The sequence below is a fragment of the Kribbella sp. NPDC056951 genome (assembly GCF_042674205.1).
GTDB lineage: Bacteria > Actinomycetota > Actinomycetes > Propionibacteriales > Kribbellaceae > Kribbella > Kribbella yunnanensis.
The window spans coordinates 92,182-110,945 of sequence record NZ_JBHUQZ010000017.1 but is presented as its reverse complement, the minus strand read 5'-3'; the positions used below and the strand labels follow the sequence as shown (position 1 = coordinate 110,945).

The 18,764-nt window shown below is 68.6% G+C and carries 24 protein-coding genes; 7 read left to right on the top strand and 17 right to left on the bottom strand.

Annotated features, from left to right (window positions below):
• The first annotated feature begins 8 nt into the window (after nt 1-8).
• Entirely contained in the window at nt 9-2,540 is a 2,532-nt protein-coding gene (locus ACFTSF_RS38630) for an FtsX-like permease family protein (protein WP_380160224.1), read from the top strand.
• Between the two features lie 15 nt (nt 2,541-2,555).
• Here ACFTSF_RS38630 and ACFTSF_RS38625 read toward each other — a convergent pair whose 3' ends face one another.
• Nucleotides 2,556-3,065 (bottom strand): SseB family protein, encoded by a 510-nt coding sequence (locus tag ACFTSF_RS38625; protein WP_380160222.1) that lies wholly within the window; start codon nt 3,063-3,065, stop codon nt 2,556-2,558.
• Nucleotides 3,066-3,153: 88 nt separating this feature from the next.
• Between ACFTSF_RS38625 and ACFTSF_RS38620 the strand changes: the two genes are divergently transcribed.
• Together ACFTSF_RS38620 and ACFTSF_RS38615 are read left to right on the top strand one after the other, a co-directional pair.
• Nucleotides 3,154-3,642 carry a hypothetical protein gene (locus ACFTSF_RS38620; RefSeq protein WP_380160220.1) on the top strand — a complete coding sequence of 163 codons (489 nt, stop codon included), beginning with the start codon at nt 3,154-3,156 and terminating at the stop codon, nt 3,640-3,642.
• Nucleotides 3,629-4,279: a uridine kinase gene (locus ACFTSF_RS38615; protein ID WP_380160218.1), complete on the top strand. Its 651-nt coding sequence runs from the start codon at nt 3,629-3,631 to the stop codon at nt 4,277-4,279. The genes ACFTSF_RS38620 and ACFTSF_RS38615 overlap by 14 nt, the downstream gene beginning before the upstream one ends.
• Here the strand turns inward: ACFTSF_RS38615 and ACFTSF_RS38610 are convergent.
• The 4 genes from ACFTSF_RS38610 to ACFTSF_RS38595 are packed head-to-tail and all read right to left on the bottom strand — an operon-like array spanning nt 4,258 to nt 6,932.
• Entirely contained in the window at nt 4,258-4,713 is a 456-nt protein-coding gene (locus ACFTSF_RS38610; RefSeq protein WP_380160217.1) for a group II truncated hemoglobin, read from the bottom strand. The genes ACFTSF_RS38615 and ACFTSF_RS38610 overlap by 22 nt on opposite strands.
• 43 nt (nt 4,714-4,756) lie before the next feature.
• Nucleotides 4,757-5,353 (bottom strand): maleylpyruvate isomerase family mycothiol-dependent enzyme, encoded by a 597-nt coding sequence (locus ACFTSF_RS38605; protein ID WP_380160215.1) that lies wholly within the window; start codon nt 5,351-5,353, stop codon nt 4,757-4,759.
• Nucleotides 5,350-6,582, bottom strand: coding sequence for an RNA polymerase sigma factor (locus ACFTSF_RS38600; protein WP_380160214.1), 1,233 nt, complete (start codon nt 6,580-6,582; stop codon nt 5,350-5,352). Before ACFTSF_RS38600 ends, ACFTSF_RS38605 begins: the two co-directional genes overlap by 4 nt.
• Nucleotides 6,579-6,932 carry a YciI family protein gene (locus ACFTSF_RS38595; RefSeq protein WP_380160212.1) on the bottom strand — a complete coding sequence of 118 codons (354 nt, stop codon included), beginning with the start codon at nt 6,930-6,932 and terminating at the stop codon, nt 6,579-6,581. The genes ACFTSF_RS38600 and ACFTSF_RS38595 overlap by 4 nt, the downstream gene beginning before the upstream one ends.
• Nucleotides 6,933-7,119: 187 nt before the next feature.
• Here ACFTSF_RS38595 and ACFTSF_RS38590 point away from each other — a divergent pair, with 187 nt between their 5' ends.
• Nucleotides 7,120-8,007: an aldose 1-epimerase family protein gene (locus tag ACFTSF_RS38590; protein WP_380160210.1), complete on the top strand. Its 888-nt coding sequence runs from the start codon at nt 7,120-7,122 to the stop codon at nt 8,005-8,007.
• On the opposite strand, the gene ACFTSF_RS38585 is transcribed toward ACFTSF_RS38590, so the two are convergent.
• Genes ACFTSF_RS38585 through ACFTSF_RS38565 form a run of 5 tightly spaced genes read right to left on the bottom strand, consistent with a single transcriptional unit; the run spans nt 7,985 to nt 10,739 of the window.
• Entirely contained in the window at nt 7,985-8,449 is a 465-nt protein-coding gene (locus ACFTSF_RS38585) for a PH domain-containing protein (protein WP_380160208.1), read from the bottom strand. The two genes, ACFTSF_RS38590 and ACFTSF_RS38585, sit on opposite strands and share 23 nt — an antisense overlap.
• A gap of 1 nt (nt 8,450) precedes the next feature.
• A complete protein-coding gene (hisG, locus tag ACFTSF_RS38580) occupies nt 8,451-9,299 on the bottom strand; it encodes an ATP phosphoribosyltransferase (protein ID WP_344165939.1) in 849 nt (282 codons plus the stop codon).
• Between the two features lie 48 nt (nt 9,300-9,347).
• Nucleotides 9,348-9,611, bottom strand: coding sequence for a phosphoribosyl-ATP diphosphatase (locus ACFTSF_RS38575; RefSeq protein ID WP_344165941.1), 264 nt, complete (start codon nt 9,609-9,611; stop codon nt 9,348-9,350).
• Nucleotides 9,612-9,651: 40 nt separating this feature from the next.
• The gene (locus tag ACFTSF_RS38570) at nt 9,652-10,107 is read right to left on the bottom strand and encodes an anthrone oxygenase family protein (protein WP_380160206.1); all 456 of its coding nucleotides are present in this window, start codon (nt 10,105-10,107) and stop codon (nt 9,652-9,654) included.
• On the bottom strand, nt 10,107-10,739 hold the full coding sequence (locus ACFTSF_RS38565; protein WP_380160204.1) for an NAD(P)-dependent oxidoreductase: 633 nt from the start codon (nt 10,737-10,739) through the stop codon (nt 10,107-10,109). The genes ACFTSF_RS38570 and ACFTSF_RS38565 overlap by 1 nt, the downstream gene beginning before the upstream one ends.
• A 66-nt stretch (nt 10,740-10,805) precedes the next feature.
• On the opposite strand from ACFTSF_RS38565, the gene ACFTSF_RS38560 reads away from it, so the two are divergent.
• Nucleotides 10,806-11,291, top strand: a complete 486-nt coding sequence (locus tag ACFTSF_RS38560) for a MarR family transcriptional regulator (RefSeq protein ID WP_380160202.1) — start codon at nt 10,806-10,808, stop codon at nt 11,289-11,291.
• Here the strand turns inward: ACFTSF_RS38560 and ACFTSF_RS38555 are convergent.
• Nucleotides 11,279-12,247: a helix-turn-helix transcriptional regulator gene (locus tag ACFTSF_RS38555; RefSeq protein ID WP_380160200.1), complete on the bottom strand. Its 969-nt coding sequence runs from the start codon at nt 12,245-12,247 to the stop codon at nt 11,279-11,281. The two genes, ACFTSF_RS38560 and ACFTSF_RS38555, sit on opposite strands and share 13 nt — an antisense overlap.
• Nucleotides 12,248-12,310: 63 nt before the next feature.
• Here ACFTSF_RS38555 and ACFTSF_RS38550 point away from each other — a divergent pair, with 63 nt between their 5' ends.
• The gene (locus ACFTSF_RS38550) at nt 12,311-13,276 is read left to right on the top strand and encodes a hypothetical protein (RefSeq protein ID WP_380160198.1); all 966 of its coding nucleotides are present in this window, start codon (nt 12,311-12,313) and stop codon (nt 13,274-13,276) included.
• On the opposite strand, the gene ACFTSF_RS38545 is transcribed toward ACFTSF_RS38550, so the two are convergent.
• Nucleotides 13,266-13,973, bottom strand: a complete 708-nt coding sequence (locus ACFTSF_RS38545; RefSeq protein ID WP_380160196.1) for an SDR family NAD(P)-dependent oxidoreductase — start codon at nt 13,971-13,973, stop codon at nt 13,266-13,268. The two genes, ACFTSF_RS38550 and ACFTSF_RS38545, sit on opposite strands and share 11 nt — an antisense overlap.
• 55 nt (nt 13,974-14,028) lie before the next feature.
• On the opposite strand from ACFTSF_RS38545, the gene ACFTSF_RS38540 reads away from it, so the two are divergent.
• On the top strand, nt 14,029-14,592 hold the full coding sequence (locus ACFTSF_RS38540) for a MarR family winged helix-turn-helix transcriptional regulator (protein ID WP_380160194.1): 564 nt from the start codon (nt 14,029-14,031) through the stop codon (nt 14,590-14,592).
• 80 nt (nt 14,593-14,672) lie between these two features.
• Here the strand turns inward: ACFTSF_RS38540 and ribH are convergent, their stop codons facing one another.
• From ribH to ribD, 5 genes are read right to left on the bottom strand one after another with little or no spacing between them, the layout of a single operon-like run.
• The gene (gene ribH / locus ACFTSF_RS38535) at nt 14,673-15,143 is read right to left on the bottom strand and encodes a 6,7-dimethyl-8-ribityllumazine synthase (RefSeq protein ID WP_344165955.1); all 471 of its coding nucleotides are present in this window, start codon (nt 15,141-15,143) and stop codon (nt 14,673-14,675) included.
• Nucleotides 15,143-16,369, bottom strand: coding sequence for a bifunctional 3,4-dihydroxy-2-butanone-4-phosphate synthase/GTP cyclohydrolase II (locus ACFTSF_RS38530; RefSeq protein WP_380160191.1), 1,227 nt, complete (start codon nt 16,367-16,369; stop codon nt 15,143-15,145). The genes ribH and ACFTSF_RS38530 overlap by 1 nt, the downstream gene beginning before the upstream one ends.
• Nucleotides 16,370-17,044, bottom strand: coding sequence for a nicotinamide riboside transporter PnuC (pnuC, locus tag ACFTSF_RS38525; protein WP_380160189.1), 675 nt, complete (start codon nt 17,042-17,044; stop codon nt 16,370-16,372).
• Complete coding sequence (locus ACFTSF_RS38520; protein ID WP_380160187.1) at nt 17,041-17,649, bottom strand: riboflavin synthase; 609 nt, start codon at nt 17,647-17,649, stop codon at nt 17,041-17,043. Before ACFTSF_RS38520 ends, pnuC begins: the two co-directional genes overlap by 4 nt.
• Nucleotides 17,650-18,645, bottom strand: a complete 996-nt coding sequence (gene ribD / locus ACFTSF_RS38515; RefSeq protein WP_380160286.1) for a bifunctional diaminohydroxyphosphoribosylaminopyrimidine deaminase/5-amino-6-(5-phosphoribosylamino)uracil reductase RibD — start codon at nt 18,643-18,645, stop codon at nt 17,650-17,652.
• Nucleotides 18,646-18,764: the final 119 nt, after the last annotated feature.

Sequence of the window (18,764 nt, the reverse complement as noted above, 5' to 3'; positions counted from 1 at the left end):
ACCAGATCATGTTTCGACTCGCGCTCACCACCTTGCGCCACCGGACCGCAGCCTTCCTGGCGATCTTCGTCGCACTGCTCCTAGGCAGCGCCCTCCTCGCCGCCGCCGGCGGTCTCCTCGAAACCGGCCTCCGCCTGAACGCCCCGCCCCAACGCCTCGCCGCGGCTCCCGTGGTCATCACCGGCGACCCCGCCTATCACCCACCCAACGGCTCGGGCTCAGCCGCCTTCCCCGAACGCCACCGTGTGGACGCGGACCTGGTGAACAAGCTCGCCAGTACGCCGGGAGTCGCGAAGGTGATCGCGGACCGCTCCTTCCCCGCCGTGGTCACGCACGCAGGCACCGGATCCCGCGGTCCGGGCGGGTCGGGCGGGGAGGGAGGAGCGAATGGCGCAAGCGGGTCGGGCGGTGCGGATGGCGCTGCCGCGGGTGAGGTGTTGATTGGGCATGGGTGGACTTCTGCGGCGCTCACGCCGTACCGGCTGACTGCGGGTCGCGCGCCTCAGCCGGGACAGGTGGTGCTTGACGAGCGGCTGGCTGGATCCGCCGAGCCTGGCGACCGGGTGAGCGTAACTGTGCGCGGTACGCCGCGGGAGTACACGGTGGCTGGGGTTGCGGTGGCTGAGCGACAGGTCGACGTACCGTCGGTGTTTTTTGCGGACTCGGAGGCTGAGCAACTGTCGCCCGCGCCTGATGCGGTTGGGGTGTGGCCGGCGGTGGAGGGGCTCACACTTCCTGCGGGGGCGAAGGCTTACAGCGGTGACGATCGGGGGGTGGCGGAGTATCGGGGGATTGCTACGAGTTTGCCGTTGATCATCATGGCCGGCGTTTTCGGGGGGATGGTGGCGGTGGTGATGGCGCTGGTGGTTTCGGCGACTATCGGGTTGTCGGTTCGGCAGCGGCGGCGGGAGTTGGCGTTGTTGCGGGCTAGCGGGGCGACGCCTCGGCAGGGGGGGAAGATGGTGGTCGCCGAGACGATGGTGGTTGGCGTGCTCGGGCTGGTGATTGGGTTGCTGTGCGGGCGGTTCGCCGGGCGGTGGATCTTCGGGTTGCTGGCTGATGGCGGGATCGTGCCTTCGCAACTGCGGTTCGACCAGGGGCCGCTGCCGTTCGCGGGTGCCGCGCTGCTGACCTTCGTCGTACTGCGGGTCACTGTCGGACTCGCCGCCGGCAAGGCCGCGCAGATCCGTCCGATCCAGGCGCTCGCGGAGGCCGCCGTACCGGCTGTCGCGCTCGGCCGGGTGCGGATCCTGCTCGGCCTGATCTTCGCCGGGGTGACCGTGTCGATCGCGGTGTCCACCCTCTTCATGAGCCCCACGAACGCCGCAGCGATCGGCGGGCCGGCCGGTCTGACCGGATCGATCGCGGTGGCGATCCTCGCGCCGTTGGTGATCCAGCGCGCGCTGGTACCGCGGTTAGCTACTGCACTAGAGAAGCGCGGTACCAGCGGGGTCCTCGCGGTGATCAACCTCCGGGTCCGGGCCGTGCAGTTCGCGGCGATCCTGATCCCGATCACCATCGCCACGACCATTGCCCTCGGCAACATCTACGCCCAGACCACCCAGCAGAAGGCGGCCGTCGAGGCCGCGACTGGCAACCTCGCCGCGGATGTCGTCATCACCAGCTCGACCGGCGGCATCCCGGCTCCGCTGACCGAGTACGCCAAAACGTTGCCCGGCGTCACCGCGGTTTCCGAACTCGTCCGCAGCAAGGGCTGGATCGAAGCGCCGTACGACGACTCGCACACGAGCGACGCCTGGCCGCTGCTCGGTCTGAGCGGGCCCGTGTACGAGGGAAAGGTCACCAAGGGTTCGCTCGACGATCTGCGCGGTTCGACGATCGCGCTGCCACCCGGTACGGCGAAGAAGCTCAAGGTGGATGTGGGTTCGGAGCTCGGCGTCCGGCTCGGGGACAACGCGCTGGTCAAGGTGAAGGTGGTCGCGCTGGCCGAGGGCCCGTCGGGCTACGAACCACTCCTGCTACCTGCCGACCTGCTAGCCGCGCACACCACGACCGGCCTGCCGAGCATGCTGCTGATCAAGACCTCGGACAAGAAGGCCGTCGACGTGGCGAAGAAGTGGCCCGGGGCAACGGTCGGCGGCCGGGAGCTGCTGGGTGACGGGTACGACGCCGGTCTCGGAGTCGACGCGTATATCGCCTACCTGCTGGCCGGGATCGCGGTCGCGTACACGGCGATCGCCTCGGTCAACACGATCGCCGTCGCCGTACTGGATCGGCGCCGGGAGTTCGGCCTCCAGCGCCTGACCGGGTCAACCCGCCGACAGGTATCGCGAATGCTCATGCTGGAAGGCCTCGTGATCGCCGGCCTCGGGCTGGTGATCGGGCTGATCGCGGCTGCCTTCACCGTGCTCCCGATCGCGGTCGCGAGCCGCGGCTGGCCGATCCCCGCCGGTCCGCCCTGGATCCTGCTCGCCTGGGTGGCCGTCGTACTGCTCCTGGTCCTCCCGACCACCGCCATCACCGGCCGGATCGCCATGCGCCCCAAGCCCATGGACGCCCTAGCCTCCCCCGTCGGCTGAACGCGATCTGAGTGCCTAGCCAGCCAAATGAGGGCCCGCGGGCTCTATCCAGCCGTGGGTGCCGTCTTCGAGGCGGACTACCTGGAGGCCGGCGGCTAGGCGGCGTACGTCGTCTTCTTCGATCACGCCGGGGGCCGGGCCGGCGATGTCGAGGACGATTGCGGCGGCGCCTTCCTGGATGGCGGCGGTGGCTACCAACTGGGTTTGGGCGGGCATCGGGCGGGCCTCGGGGCTCCAGCGGGCGAGGCTCTCGGTACCGGTGAACGCCAGTAGCGCGTTCCGGCCGTCCTGGCCTTGCAGCAGGGCGACTGCCATGTCCGACGTCTTGTCGTGCGCCAGGCCCTTCTCGTCGTACTCGACCTCGCCGAGCATCGCGACCACGGGTACCAGCAGCCGCGCCCGGGTCAGCGCCGCCAGCATCGCCCCGTGATCCCCGGCCGCGAGAGCCGCCGCCAGTCCGGCGTCCGCCGTACCGTCGTCGTTGTCGAAGCCTGTGAATGCCAAACGCCGTTCTGCTGGTTGCACGCGCCTATTGTCCCCGGAGCGCGGTTTCAGGGTGGCGTCAGGGCTCTTCCCCCCTTGGATCGCGGGCTGACTGTGCGAGCCTGGGTATGTGCCTGACTTCAACGATTTGACGCTGCTGCCGTTCTGCGTGGGCCTCACGTTGCTCGGCCTGATCGGCTCGTGGGTCGCCTGGCGGCGGCGCGGGCTCGCGGCCGGGACGCGCGGAGTGGCCTGGTCATTGCTGCCGGTTTCGCTCTATCTGACCGGGCTGCTCGAGCTGGTCTGGGACGTGGTTCGGTCGGCGGTCAGTTGGGTCACCCATCTGATCTTCTCGCCGACCGTGTGGGCCGGTGTCGCGCTGTTCGGCGTCTCGGTGGTGCTGTACGTCGTCTCCGGCGTCGCCCGCGGCCGCAGCCCGAAGGAGCCCAAGCAGCCCAAACCCAAGGCCAAGCCCGCCGGTGAACTGACCAGCACCGGACCGGCCCCCGCGTCGGCTGCCCCTGCCAAAGCTGCTCCTCCCAAGACCAAGGGTGGGCAGCAGGATTCGTCGGACTTCGACGAGATCGAGGACATCCTGAAGCGCCATGGAATCAACTGAGACCCCCCTGACCCTGGACTCCCTGCTCGACCACGTCCAGGCCGCGCCCCCGCGGCTGGGCCGGACCCGGCTGATCTCCGTCGACGGCCCGGCCGGCTCCGGCAAGTCCACCCTCGCCGCCCGCTTCGAGGCCCGCGCCAACAACCGCGGCCTGAACACGTTCGTCATCCACATGGACGACCTGTACGACGGCTGGGCCGGCGCCGAACGCGGATTCGCCCTCCTCCGCGACCACGTCCTGCAGCGACTGTCCGACGGCCGCGAAGGCCGCTACCGCCGCTACGACTGGAACACCGGCGCGTACGCCGAGCTCCACGTCGTACCGGTCACCGTCGACCTCCTCGTCGTCGAAGGCGTCACCTCCTGCGACCGCGACGCCGACGGCTGGCAGTCCCTCCGCCTCTGGATCGAAACCACCAACGAGGTCCGCCTCGACCGCGGCATCGAACGCGACGGCGAAGCCCTCCGCGACCACTGGCTCGAATGGATGCGCTGGGAACGCGACCACTTCGCCACCCAGTCCACCCGAGACCGGGCCCACGTGGTCGTCGATGGCAACCCGGACGTTCCGCACGACCCGACCGTCGAGCTCGTCGCCAAGTCGGTAGCCCTACCTCACGACTCAGCCGCCTCCTGAGGCCCGTCCCACGACCACCGTGGGATGCTCATTCCCTCCGGCACTTGCTCTTTCGAGCCGTGGTACCGAGCCATCGACACCGACGTCGCCCAGGCGAAGTAGTCGTGCAGGACCGATTTCAACGGGTCGGTCAGTCCAACGTCGTTCAGAGCCTCGTCGAAGCACGCGATCGCGCGCCGATCCATCTCCAGGTGCTCGCCGTTGCCGCTGTGCATGAACACCACTGTCGTCTCGTCGCCGTACACCCCCGTGTACGCCGTCGGCCCGCCCAGCGCCTCGGCCCAGTACGCCGCCAACCGCTGAGTGTGGTCCGGGTGGAACCCGTGGCTGAACGCGTGGCTCACCACCTCGTCGGCGAGGACCCGCTCATGCCACGCGTGTGCGAGGCGGACCATCCCATCCATTCCACTCGCGGCGTCGTACAGGGTCTCCATGGTTGTTCAGGCTGGCACTCGGTGTACCGGCTGACAAGGTGGGCTAGTTGATGGTCTGGTTGGCGCGGGCTTCGCGTCCGGTGGCTAGGAGGAGCAGGTCTTGGACGGGGGCGCGTAGTTCGGTGGGGCCGTGGCCGGCTGACCAGGTGGTGTCGGTTGCGGTTAGGCGGGTGTGGCGGAAGCGTTTGCGGGCTCCGTAGAACGGGCTCTTCAGGACGTGGTCGAGGGCGGCTTGGGCGAGGTCGAGGGGCATCTGGCGGTCGCGGCCGAGGGGGATCGCGATGTCCTGGCCGTGGACGAGGGCGTCGGTGAGGGTGTCGAGGGGCTTCGAGCCGGGTGAGCGCTTGGTCGAGGCTGCGGTTTCGCGGAACTGAGCAATTAGCTCAGCCGGCGTGAACGCCGCCGCCCGCGAGACGGCTGCGTCGGCTTCCATGCGCTCCCAGTTGCCGCGGGCACGGATCGCTCCGCGCAGTACGTCGGACAGCGTGGTGCGGGTGGAGAGCGTGAGATGCGCGACGACGTCGTGGACAGTCCACGCGGGGCAGAGCGAGGTCACCGCCCAGTCCGCGTCGGTCAGGGTGTCGAGGAAGTTGGCCAAGTCGAGGCGCTCAGCCTCGATGCGGTGCTGGATGTCGTTCATGAGGTCTCCGTGAGGTCGGCCAGGCGGGCGCTGATGTGGTGGCGCTCGGGGTCGGAGCCGGCGAGTTTGAGTGCCTGTTGGTAGGCGGCGACTGCCTCGGTGCGGCGGTTCAGGCGGTGGAGGAGGTCGGCTCGGGCTAGGGCGTAGGGGTGGTAGTCGCGGAGGCGGGGTTCGTTCGCGAGGGAGTCGAGGAGGGTTAGGGCGGCCTCGGGGCCGTCGCGGAAGGCTATTGCGGCGGCGCGGTTGAGGGCGATTACCGGTGAGGGGTCCAGTGCGGACAGGACGTCGTACAGTGCGACGATTTGCGGCCAGTCGGTGGCGGCGAAGCTCGCCGCCTCGTCGTGTACGGCGGCGATGGCGGCTTGTACGGCGTATGGTCCGGCCGGGCCGCCGGTCAGCGCGCTGACGACCAGGGCGCGGCCCTCGGTGATTTGGTCGTGGTCCCAGCGGGTGCGGTCCTGGTGTTCGAGGAGGACGACCTCGCCTTCGGGGCCGGTGCGGGCGTCGCGGCGGGCGTGGACGAGGAGCATCAGCGCGAGCAGGCCGGCGACTTCGCGCTCGGTCGGGAGCAGTTTGTGCAGGATGCGGGCGAGCCGGATCGCTTCCTCGGCGAGGTCGAGCCGCTGCAGGTACGGTCCCGAGCTGGCCGCGTATCCCTCGGTGAAGACGGAGTAGATCACCTGCAGTACGCCGGGCAACCGCTCCGGCAACTCATCAGCTGAAGGCACCCGGAACGGGATCCGGGCGTCGCGGATCCGCGACTTGGCTCGGACGATTCGCTTCGCCATCGTGGCCGCTGGGACGAGGAACGCTCGCGCGACTTCCGGCGTACTGAGTCCTGCCAGGCAGCGAAGGGTCAGCGCGCCGCGGTCCTCAGGGGCGAGCGCGGGGTGCGCGCAGGTGAAGAACAGTTCCAGCCGGTCGTCCGGGAACTCGCCGCCAGCCCGCGGCGGTTCGGCTCGGTCGGCATCCACCTTCAGGATCGCGAGTTTGGCGGCGTACACCTGGTCCCGGCGCAGCCGGTCGACTGCCTTGCGCCGGGCGGTCGTCATCAGCCAGCCGCCCGGGTTCGGCGGTACGCCGTCGACCGGCCAGCGGACGAGTGCCGTCTCGATCGCCTCGGCCGCGACCTCCTCGGCCAGGTCGAGGTCGCCGAACCGCCGGGCCAACGCGGCCAGCAACCGGCCGCGCTCCTCCCGGAAGACTGCCTCGACCTGGTCCATCGTCATGCGCCCGGGAACTCCGCGACCGGCCGGACGACGACCGAACCGCCGGCGTGCGAGCCCGGGCACTTGGCGGCCCAGTCGAGTGCGACATCCAGGTCGGGTACGTCGATCACGTAGAACCCGCCGAGCACCTCACGGGTCTCGGCGAACGGCCCGTCGGTCACGGTCCGCTTGCCGTCGTTGGCCACCTGCACCCGGGTCTGGGTGACCAGGTCCGCCAGCGACTCCGACGCCACGACCACCCCGGCATCGGTGATCTCCTTGTCGAACCGCATCCAGTCCTCCGGTTCGCATCCGACCGCTCCACCGGTCAGGTCGAGTTCACCAGCGTTGATCAGCAGCAAGTACTTCACAGCGTTACCTCCTGTTGGCGTGTCTACAGCATCACCACGAACGGGTCAGCCCCAAATGGACAGGCCTTCCGAAGAACAGGACGTATAGGTATGAGATGGGCGCTCGCGCGGCGGCTCCCCGCTGGCGGCGGGGTCTACGTAGACGACTACATCCTGTCGTTGCGACGACATGAGCGAGGATGAACCCATGAGCGTTCTGCCGAGCGGTGAGCAATGGACGATCGAGGGCGGTGGGTACGCCGGGACTGTGGTGAGTGTGGGTGGTGGGCTGCGCGGGCTCACGTTCGAGGGGCGTGAGCTGCTGCTCGGGTTCGGGGAGGACGAGGCGGCGCATGCGGGGATCGGGCAGCATCTGTTCCCGTGGCCGAACCGGGTCACCGACGGGAAGTATTCGTTCGCCGGGGTCGACCAACAGCTGTACCTGACCGAGCCGGCCCGGCGGAACGCGATCCACGGCCTGACCCGGTGGGCGAACTGGATCCGCCTCGACGACGGCAGCGACCCGTCGTACCTGGAGACCGGTCATCGACTGCACGGCCAGCCTGGATACCCGCATCAGCTCGAACTCCGCCTGCAGTACCGCCTGGACGACGGCCTGACCGTCACCGCGACAGCCGTGAACGTCGGCACCACGGCGGCACCCTATGGGTACGGCGCGCACCCGTATCTGAGCGTGGGTCGGCCGATCGACGAGTGCGTGCTGGAGTTCAACGCCGAGCACTGGCTGAAGACCTCGCCAGAACAACTCTCGCCGATCGGCCTGGCGCCAGTGACCGGATCGCCGTACGACTTCTCGACCGGCCGCCGGGTCCTCGGGCAACTCGACATCGACAACGCCTTCACCGGACTGGGCGACGCATGGTCCGTCACCCTGTCGGATCCCGACTCAACAGCCCGAGCGACCCTCAGCGCGGACACCCCGTGGATGCAGCTCTACACCGGCAACGCCATCGGCCGTACGGCGCTCGCCGTGGAACCGATGACGTGTCCGCCGGACGCGTTCGTGACCGGGCAGGACCTGGTGGTCCTGGAACCCGGTCAGTCACACGAGACTAGTTTTCGGGTGTCTGCTTAGGCCCAGCGCCGTGTGCACGGGCAACGGCCGCCAACTCCTTGGCGGCCTTGCTCGCCCGACCACCTTCAGCAGCCTGAATCGCCAGCACACCAATCCGGTTGCCCTCGGCATCGAACAGCTGCAACCAGGCGTCACCCGAACGGAACCGCAGCGCACTGACGTCCGACCAGGGCAGCGTGTACGACTTGAACACGTTGCGAATCTGCAGCCGGTCGGCGTACGCCGTGACCCGAACCGTGGCCATCCGGTAGAGCAGCAACAGAATCGCGCCGAAGAACGCCAGCAGCGTCAACCGCTGGAACCAGCTGAACGTCTCCCGGGTGCCGTCGTCGAACTGGGTCCAGATCACCCCGAAGAGCGCGATCAGCGAGAACCCCATCACCGACGCCATGATCGCGATGCTCCGCGGATGGAACATGAACAAGCGGTCGGTACTGGTCATCTCAGATGCGGCACGCGTGAATGTCTGTGGTGAGGATGGCACGGGCTCCCACCTCCCACAGTTGGTCCATGATGCGCTGCGCCTCGGCCCGCTGCACCATCACCCGTACGGCGACCCAGCCCGCCCGGTGGAGCGGTGAGACCGTCGGCGACTCCAGACCGGCCGCGACCGCGGTCGCCGCGTCGATCTGCTCGGCCGGGATGTCGTAGTCCATCATCACGTAGTTCCGCGCGATCAGGACGCCCTCGAGCCGCCGTACCAGCTGCTGCAGGCCGTTCGGTGGATTGTCGACACCGTGGCGCTTGATGAGGACCGCCTCGGACTGCAGGATCGGTTCGCCGAAGATCTCGAGCCCCGCCTGGCGGAGCGTCGTACCGGTCTCGACGACGTCGGCGATCACGTCGGCCACGCCGAGTGCGACGGCCGACTCGACCGCGCCGTCCAGGCGGACGACGGAGGCGTCGACCCCGTTCTCGGCGAGGTGGTCGGACAGGACTCCGGCGTACGACGTGGCGATCCGCTTGCCGGCCAGGTCCTTCACCGAGGACGCGGTCCCGGGCGGGGCGGCGAAGCGGAAGGTGGAGCTGCCGAAGCCGAGCCCGAGGATCACGTCGGCGTCGGCGTGCGAGTCGAGCACCAGGTCACGGCCGGAGATGCCGACGTCCAGGGTGCCTTCGCCGACGTACACGGCGATGTCGCGCGGGCGGAGGTAGTAGAACTCCACCTCGTTCGCGACGTCGGTCAGGGAGAGGTCTTTGGTGGTCCGGCGCTGTTTGTAGCCGGCCTCGGTGAGGATCTCGATCGCGGACTCGCTCAACGAGCCCTTGTTCGGTACTGCGACGCGCAGCATGGCACTGCCCAATCTGTCGAAACTGAACCGGTGGGTCTGCGGGACTCCCTACAGATGTCGGTAAACGTCTTCGAGCTTCAGATCGAGCGCGATCATCATGACCTGCGCGTGGTACAGCAGCTGGGACAGCTCTTCGGCGGCCCGCTCCTGGCCTTCGTGCTCGGCGGCCATCCAGGATTCGGCGGCCTCCTCGACCAGCTTCTTGCCGATCGTGTGCACGCCGGCATCCAGCTCCGCCACCGTCCCGGATCCCTCCGGACGCGTGCGTGCCTTGTCGCCCAGCTCGGCAAACAGTTCCTCAAAGGTCTTCATCGCGTGCCCAGCCTAGATGCCCGGGCCAGGAACCTGCCGCTCAGGTCCGCCTGGCGGGACCCACCGCGGCTCCGGCCAGGGCCCCGAAGGCCGCCAGCGCGGCGATCGTGCGGACCAGATGGGCCGCCTGCCACCGGTCGCGGATCGCGGCCCAGTCCGCGGGCGGATTCTGCACGACCCAGTCGGCCTGGTCGGCGTTGATCGGCAGGTTGACCGCGATGGAGGTGGCGAGAACCACCACCAGCAGGACCAGGGCGACGAGCGGCACCAGGCGTCGGCCGCGCGCTCGCATGAGCAGAATCGCGGTGGTGAGCAGCGCGGGGATCAGCGTGGCCGTGGCGAGCGTGTCGAGGGCATCCAGCTCCACGTGCCGGACTTGGGTGTAGACGTCGCCGCCGTACTGGCGCAGCGAGTTTTCGAGCACCAGGACGCCGAGGAGGAAGCCGGCGAAGGCGCCGGTGAACACCAGACTGGCGGCGCGAACGAACCTGTCCATCAGTACGCCACCCCAACAGCCTGGTCGATCATCGCCGGGTTGGCGACCGCCGCGAGCATCAGGTGCGCCACGTCGGCCCGGCCGATCAGGTAGCCGGCGGGGACCGTGGGGCCGAGGCTCGTGCGGTAGCGGCCGGTGACAGCCTTGTTGGTCAGCTTGGGCGGCCGGACGATCGTCCAGTCGGTGTCGCTGCGGGTGATGTCTGCTTCCATCACCCGCAGGTCGGCGTACACGTCGGCCGCGATCGCCCTAATCATCGGCAGCAGCAGACGGCGGTTCAGGAAACTCTCGTCCGGCGGTGGCGGTCCGATCGGCGCCGCACTCACCGCGACGAACCGCCGTACGCCGGTCTTCGCCATCGCGGCAAGGATCGACCGCGTGCTCCCGGAGGCCACCGGCCCCGACTTGGTACCGCGGGGTCCGACCCCGGAGATCACCGCGTCCCGGCCGTCGACCGCGTCGAGCAGCGGTCCCGCCTCGGTCAGCCCCGCGACACGCACGATCTGGGGCCCTTTCACGTCGTACGACGAGGAGGTCCGCACGACCGCGGTCACCTCGTGGCCTGCCGCGAGCGCCTGCTGGACGACGTGACCGCCGACCCCGCCGGTCGCTCCGAACACTGTGATCCTCATCCGTACCCCTTCTGGGTTATGGTTTCCAGGTCATCTGTAACTCATATAGTACGGAACTCATAATTTATGGAACAGACATCATCAGGTGACGCGCGTCACCGGCGGCGGACCGGCAACGACATCAAGGCCGGCCTCCGCGACCTGCGGATCCAGCTCGCGCTGCTCAACCACCAGGTCGGCGGCCGGCTGGCGCTGAAGGACGTCGACCTCGACTGCCTGGACGTGTTGTCCCGCAGCGGCCCGCTCACCCCGAGCACGCTGGCCCGGCGGGCCGGGCTGCACCCGGCCACGCTGACCGGGATCCTGGACCGGCTCGAGCGGTCCGGGTGGATCGTCCGCGACCGCGCCGCGACCGACCGGCGGAGCGTGACGATCCGGCTGCTCCCCGATCGCGGAGTCGAGGTCTTCCGGCTGTACCAGCCGATGCTCGGCGCGATGGACGACGTACTGGCCGGCTACACCGAGGACGAACTCGAGCTGATCGCCGGATTCGTCCAGCGGAGCGTCGAGGCCGGGCGAACCGCCGTCAGCTCGTTCGATCAGGACTCGTAGAGGTCCAGCAGGATCCGGGCGAGCGCGGCCAGCTCGGCGCGCAGCTCCGGTGGCTCGAGGACCTCGAGCGACTTGCCGAAGCGCGCGAACGACGCGGCCGCGTTGCCGATGGACTCGATCGGCACGGTCACGACCACGCTGCCATCCGGGTCCGGAGTCGCGGCCGCGACAGCAGCGACGAGTGGTGGGAACGACACGTCGTACATGCGGCCGGCCAGGCTGGCAGAGACCCGTACGACGGCCTGGGCGGTGAACCGTGCCTGGTCGAAGTACAGCAGGTGGTCCTGCCAGAACTGCGGCAGGTCGAAGTCGCCGGTCCGGGTGAACTGCTCGTCGGTCGGCGTGAGTTCGAGGATGTTGGAGACGCGGTACGTGCGCATCCCGGTTTCGGTGGCAGCGACGACGTACCAGCTGCCGCTCTTGAGGACGAGACCATGCGGTTCGAGGACTCGGTCGACCTCGCGGGGCGCGGACCAGCGGCGGTAGCGGACCTTGATCCGGCGGTCGTGCAGTACGGCGTCAGCCACGGCGGACAGGTGCGGTGAGGTCTCAGCGTCGGCGTACCAGGCCGGCATGTCGAGGTGGAAGCGGTTCTTGAGCCGTCCGGCCCGGTCACGCTGGTCCGGGGCCAGTGCGGCGAGCAGCTTGAGCTCGGCCGCGTTGGTCTGGGCGGTTAGCCCCAGTGCGGCGGCTGGACCCGGCATACCGACCAGAAAGAGCGCAGCGGCCTCCTGCTCGGTCAGACCGGTCAGGCGGGTGCGGTAGCCCTCGACCAGGCGATAACCGCCGGCCCGGCCCTGGTCGGCGTACACGGGGACTCCGGCGGCGGCTAGCGCCTCAACGTCGCGGTAGATGGTCCGCAGCGACACTTCCAGCTCGTCGGCCAGCTCGCGCGCGGTCAGCTGCCTGCGGGTCTGCAGCAACAGCAGGATCGACAACAGCCGGCTCGAACGCATGTCTTCGACAGTATCTTGAAACACTGCCATGCGCTGTCAGGTTTTGGCGGCAGGCTGGTCCTTATGACGACATGGACCAAGGTGACCGGTGACTTCGACTTCCTGAACGGCGACTTCGACGTCCGGCACCGGACCCGCGACAAGGTGTTCGCGGACTGCAACGAGTGGACGACCTTCGAGGGGACGACCACCGCGACGACGTACTTCGACGGGGCGATCTCCATCGACGAGATGCGCTTCCCGTCCAAAGGCAGCTACGGGCTCTCGGTGCGGCTGTTCGATCCGGTGGCGCGCGAGTGGAACATCTGGTGGGTGAGCTCGACCACCATGAAGCTCTACCCACCCGTGACCGGCACGTGGTCGGCCGACGGCACCTCGTGCCGGTTGATCGGCGACGACGAGGTCGACGGGCAGCCGATCCTGTGCAGCTACGAGTGGTCGGACATCACCGAGACGACCGCCCACTGGGAGCAGGCGTACTCCAACGACGGCGGTACGACGTGGGAGACCAACTGGGAGATGGACTTCACCCGCCGTACGACGCCTGCCCCGGCGCTCGACGTACCGAAGCTGACCGACGACTTCGACTTCCTGGTCGGCCGTTGGCAGATGGCCAATCGCCGTCGCCGCCCTGCTCTCGGCGAGCCGCACGAGTGGTACGAAATCGAGTCCGAGATGCAGGTGACGACGTACTTCGACGGGGCGATCAGCTTCGACGAAGGGTGGTTCCCGACCGAGGGGTTCCGCGGTGCGACGCTGCGGATCTACAACCCTCTGGCGCAGACGTGGTCGATCCACTGGATCAACAGCTTGCGCGGCCAGTTGGAGACCCCGGTGATCGGCTCCTTCGGCGACGACGGGCTCGGCATCTTCGAAGGGCCGGACGTCTGGGAGGGGCGCCCGATCGACGTCCGCTTCACCTGGACGCCCGGTACCGACAAGTCTGCCTGGCAACAGGACTTCTCCGAGGACGGCGGTACGACGTGGGTCACCAACTGGTTCATGGAGCACACCAGGATCAGCGAGTAATCAAGGCACCGCCGTTCACGTGCAGGACCTGGCCGGTGATGTGGCGGCCGGCCGGGGATGCGAGGAAATGAATGGTGGACGCGATGTCGCCGACCTCTCCCTCGCGCTTGGTGAACGTTGCCTCTAGCAACGTTTGGCGGCGCTCGGCGGTCAGTCGGCCCTGGAAGAACTCGGTCTCCGCGGTGAATCCCGGCGCAACGACGTTCGAGGTGATGCCGCGAGGGCCGAGCTCGGCCGCCACATCGGCGTTCCACATCGCGAGTGCCGCCTTGGAAGCGCCGTACGAACCAGCGCCCCGCGCACCGGCGATCGAGCCCAGATGGACGACGGCAGTGGTGAGCCGCGGCGCTAGTGCGGCGGTCGTCAGTACGGCGCTGATCAGGTTGGCCTCGAGGTTGGCCAGCCAGTTCTCCTTCAGTTGCTGGAGATTGTCTTCCGACCGGCCGAAGTTGGTGTTGCCGCCGGCATTGTTGACCAGTACGTCGACGCTGTCGGGCAACGTGGCGAGCAATTGCTCGACCTGCGCCGGGTCGGTCGCGTCGCACACCACCGGCCGGGCGCCGATCTCGGCGGCAGTCTTGGCCAGCGTCTCGGCCCGGCGGCCGGTGATCACCACCTCGTCACCGTCGGCCCGGAACAACTCTGCCGTCGCACGGCCGATTCCGGTCGCTCCCCCGGTCACCACGATCGTTCGCATCGCTCTATCCTCACGTTTAGACCTAAATGTTTAGCTCTAAACGTAGCATGGCCGAGTGACCGACACCTACCCGCTCGACGGCCCCAGCCCCTACCCCGCCGCGGAAATCGCCCGCGCCTGGGAACGCGAGCGCCCCGGCACCCCCACCGACTCCATCGAGATCGTCACGCCCCTGTGGCGCCTGGCCAAACTCTTCGCCGACGACCGCCGCCGCGTCCTCGCCGACCTCGGCATCGACCCGGCCACCCTCGACCTCCTCAGCGTCCTCCGCCGAGCAGGCGCCCCCTACGAACTCACCACCCGCGAACTGGCCCGCCGTACCCTCGTCACCGCCGGCGCCATCTCCCAACGCGTCACCCGAGCCGAAGACACCGGCCTGGTCACCCGCCACCCCGCCCCCGACGGCACCCGAGCCGTAGTCGTCACCCTCACCCCCGCCGGCCACGCCCTCATCGAACGCAGCGTCGACCAAGTCCTCACCCGCGAATCCGAACTAGTCGCCTCCCTAACCCCCGACGCCCGAACCCACCTAGCCACCGCCCTCCAACACCTCCTGGACGACGTCACCCGCCGCACCTCGAGCACCCCTCAACCACCCTCAGCCCGCCCACGTGGTTGACCCGTGCTCAAGGTCGCGCAAGCACGGCACCTTGAGCACCCGTCGACCAGGTGTTGCGGGCGAGAATGGTTGGTTCGTGCTCAAAGTGTGCGGACGGCTACCAGGGTGGAGAGGGCTGCTTGGGTGGCTTCGTAGCCTTTGTCCTCGCGGCTGTCGGGGAGGCCGGCTCGGTCCAACGCTTGGGGGTCGTTGTCGCAGGTTAGGACGCCGAAGCCGATCGGTACGCCGGTGGTGACGCCGACCTGCATGAGACCGTCGGTGGTTGCCTGGCAGACGTATTCGAAATGCGGGGTGTCACCGCGGATGACCACGCCCAAAGCGATCACCGCGTCGTACCCCGCCTTGGCCGCGTGCAGCGACGCGACGGGGAGCTCGAAGGAGCCGGGGACGCGGATGACCTTGTGGTCGGTCACGCCTGAGTCATCCAAAGCGCGCAGAGCGCCGGCGACCAGTGAGTCGGTGACCTTGGGATGCCACAAAGCGGCGACGATCGCGACGCGGGCTCCTTCGGCGCGAGGGGCTTCGATCGTTGGTGCTCCACTGCCCGACATCAGACAGCTCCTTTTTCGTCGGTGGGAAGGTGATGGCCCATGCGGTCGCGCTTGGTGCGCAGGTAGCGCAGGTTGTGTTCGGTGGGGTCGATGGAGATGCTGCGCCGCTCGACGACGTCGATCCCGTAGCCCTGGACGCCGGACACCTTGTCCGGGTTGTTCGTCAGCAGTCGCACCTCGCTCACGCCGAGGTCCGCCAGGATCTGCGCACCGGCGGCGTAGTCGCGAGCGTCAGCAGGCAGTCCGAGATCCAGGTTCGCCTCGACCGTGTCGCGGCCGGCGTCTTGCAGTTCGTAGGCCTGCAGCTTGTGCAGCAGTCCGATCCCCCGGCCTTCGTGACCGCGGAGGTAGACCACCACACCACCTTCGGCCGCGACCTGCCGCATCGCCTCGTCGAGCTGCGGACCGCAGTCACACCGCAACGACCCGAAGACGTCACCCGTCAAGCACTCCGAGTGCAAGCGAACCAGCACCGGCCCGTCCTTCAGATCGCCCCGAACCAGCGCCAGCTGCTCCGAACCGTCCACCGTGTTTCGGTAGCCGTGGGCAACAAAATCGCCGTACCGGCTTGGGAGGGTCGTCGTCGCGACGCGCTCGATCTGGATCTCGGTACGGCGCCGGTACCAGATCAGGTCGTCGATCGAGACCAGCACCAGCCCGTGCTCATCGGCGAACGTCCGCAGATCCTGGCCGCGCTTCATGGTGCCGTCATCGTTCACCAGCTCGGAAATCACCGCCGCCGGATTCAACCCGGCCATCCGCGCGAGGTCGACCGAAGCCTCGGTGTGACCAGGCCGAACCAGTACGCCGCCCTCTCGCGCCCGCAGCGGGAAGACGTGGCCCGGCTGCACGACGTCGTACGACTCCGACGCCGAATCCGCCAGCACCTTGATCGTCCGGGCCCGGTCGGCCGCCGAGATCCCGGTGCTGATGCCGTCCCGCGCATCGACCGAGATCGTGTACGCCGTCCGCATCCGCTCGCGGTTGTGCGGCGTCATCAGCGGGATGCCGAGCCGGTCCAGCTCAGCGCCTTCCATCGGCACGCACACCACACCCGAGCTGTACCGGATCAGGAACGCCAGCAACTCCGGTGTCGCCTTCGAGGCGGCGAAGATCAGGTCGCCCTCGTTCTCCCGGTCCTCGTCGTCGACGACCACGACCGGCCGTCCGGCCCGGATCTCCTCGATCGCATGCTCGATCGTGTCCAGCTTCAGCACGTCACCCATTTAGCCCACCACCACTGCTTCCGGCGGGTTGACCCGCTCACGATTCTGAATCTTCCACCACGACGCGAAGCCCACGACGCAGAACAATCCGTAGATCACGTACATCCAGGCCGACGGATAGAACTCCGCCTGGATCAGCAGCGGTACGCCGACCGCGTCGACCGCGATCCAGATCAGCCAGAACTCGACGAACCCGCGTGCCATCCCGTACGTCGCCAGGATCGACCCGGTGAGGATCCATGCGTCCCACTGCGGACCCCAGGAACCCAGCGCCCGCAGGACGAAGAAGCTGATGGCGTAGAGCGCCGCACCGATGCCGAGCAGCTCGAGCCGCTCGCGGCCGGTCGCCCAGCGCGGTCGCACCGCCACCGCAGCACCGTGGTGACGGGTCTGGTACCACTGGTACCACCCGTACACGCTGAGGATGAAGAAGAACACCTGCCGCCCGGCCTGACCCCAGAGGTCCTTGTCCTCGGGCGAACCGAAGATGCCGCCGACGAACACGGTGAACAGCAGCACGTTGCCGACGATGCCCACCGGCCAGGCCGCGACCAGCCGGCGCATGCCGAGCAGGGCGCTGGCCAGACCGAAGACGTTGCCGACGATCTCGCGGACCCGCAACTGCGAATCACCGATCGTCACGTGCGCGTGCAGCAACCAGTCGATCACGTTCATCGGGCTCCTCCGGCGGTGAGCAGGCGCTCGACGTACTTGGCGATCACATCGACCTCGAGGTTGACGGTGTCGCCGACCTTGTTGGCGCCGAGCACGGTCAGCTCGAGCGTGGTCGGGATCAGGCTGATTCCGAACGTACCGGTCGCGTCGTCGACATCGGTGACGGTCAGCGAGACCCCGTCGACCGTGATCGAGCCCTTCTCGGCGATGTACTTGAGGATCTCCGGACCGGCCGCGATCCGGACGTCCTCCCAGTGCTCGGACGGGGTCCGGCTCGCGATCGTGCCGACGCCGTCCACGTGACCCTGCACGATGTGACCGCCGAGCCGGGCGTGGGCGGTGACCGCGCGCTCCAGGTTGACCCGCGAGCCCTTCTCGACCGCGCCCAGGCTGGTCCGCTTCAGCGTCTCGCGCATCACGTCGGCGGTGAACAGACCGTCGCCGTACTCGACCACTGTCAGGCAGCAGCCGTTGACCGCGATCGAGTCGCCGTGCCCGGCGTCCGCGGTCACCTTGGGGCCGCGGATGGTGAGCCGGGCCGCGTCGCCGTCGAGCAGATCGAGCGCCTCGACGGTGCCGAGTTCCTCGATGATTCCGGTGAACATCTAGTTCCCTCCCAGAGGTGCCAGCGTGAGCCGGACGTCGTCGCCGAGACGCGTCACGTCCGTCAGGTTGAACCGCCGCAGGTGGTCGATCGATTCCGCGCCGAGGTCGCCGATCGCGGCGAACCCGGAGCCGAGGACGGCCGGGGCGACGTACGCGACGATCTGATCGACCAGACCGGCGCGGAGGAACGCGGCGGCCAGCGTCGGGCCGCCTTCGAGCCAGAGGTGCCGGATCTGGCGGTCATCCAACTGCCGCAGCACCTCGGCGGGGTCATGGGTGGGCAGCAGTAGCGTCTGCGCCCGGTCGTTGCGGACCTTCGCCGTCGCCGGGATCTCCCGATCGCCGACCACCACGCGCAGCGGCTGCCGCGGCGCGGGAACGTCCGCGGAGTCCCGAACCGTGAGCTCGGGATCGTCGGACAGCACGGTCTGCGTCCCGACCGCGATCGCGTCGCACTCGGCCCGATGACGATGTACGTCGGCCCGCGCGGCCGGCCCGGTGATCCATTTGCTGGTCCGATCCGGAGCGGCCGAACGGCCGTCCAGCGTGGTCGCGAACTTCCAGGTCACGAACGGCCGCCCGGTCCGCACGCTGTGCAGCCAGATGTGGTTGCCGGCCTCGGCCTCGTCCTGCAGCAGCCCCTGCTCGACCTGGATGTTCTTGCTGCGCAGCTTGTCGCCGCCACCGGACGCCTGCCGGTTCGGATCCGGAACGGCGTACACCACGCGGGCGACACCGGCCTCGATCAGCGCATCGGCACACGGCCCGGTCCGACCGGTGTGATTACACGGTTCCAACGTCACGTACGCCGTACCGCCGCGGGCCCGCGGTCCCGCCATTCGCAGCGCCTCGACCTCGGCATGCGGGCCCCCGGCAACGGCGTGGAAGCCTTCACCGGCCGGAGTGCCGTCGGCGGCCGTGATCACGCAGCCGACCACCGGATTCGGGTGGGTGCTGCCGATACCGCGGGCGGCCAGCTCGATCGCGCGCCGCATCCAGGCGACGTCGATCGGCGATGCGTTCGACCCTGCGTTCGTCACTTACGTCCCTCGTCGTCACGGACGCACACCGGGGCCGTTGACGACCGACGTACAGCTCTCCGGGCGGCCGCTCG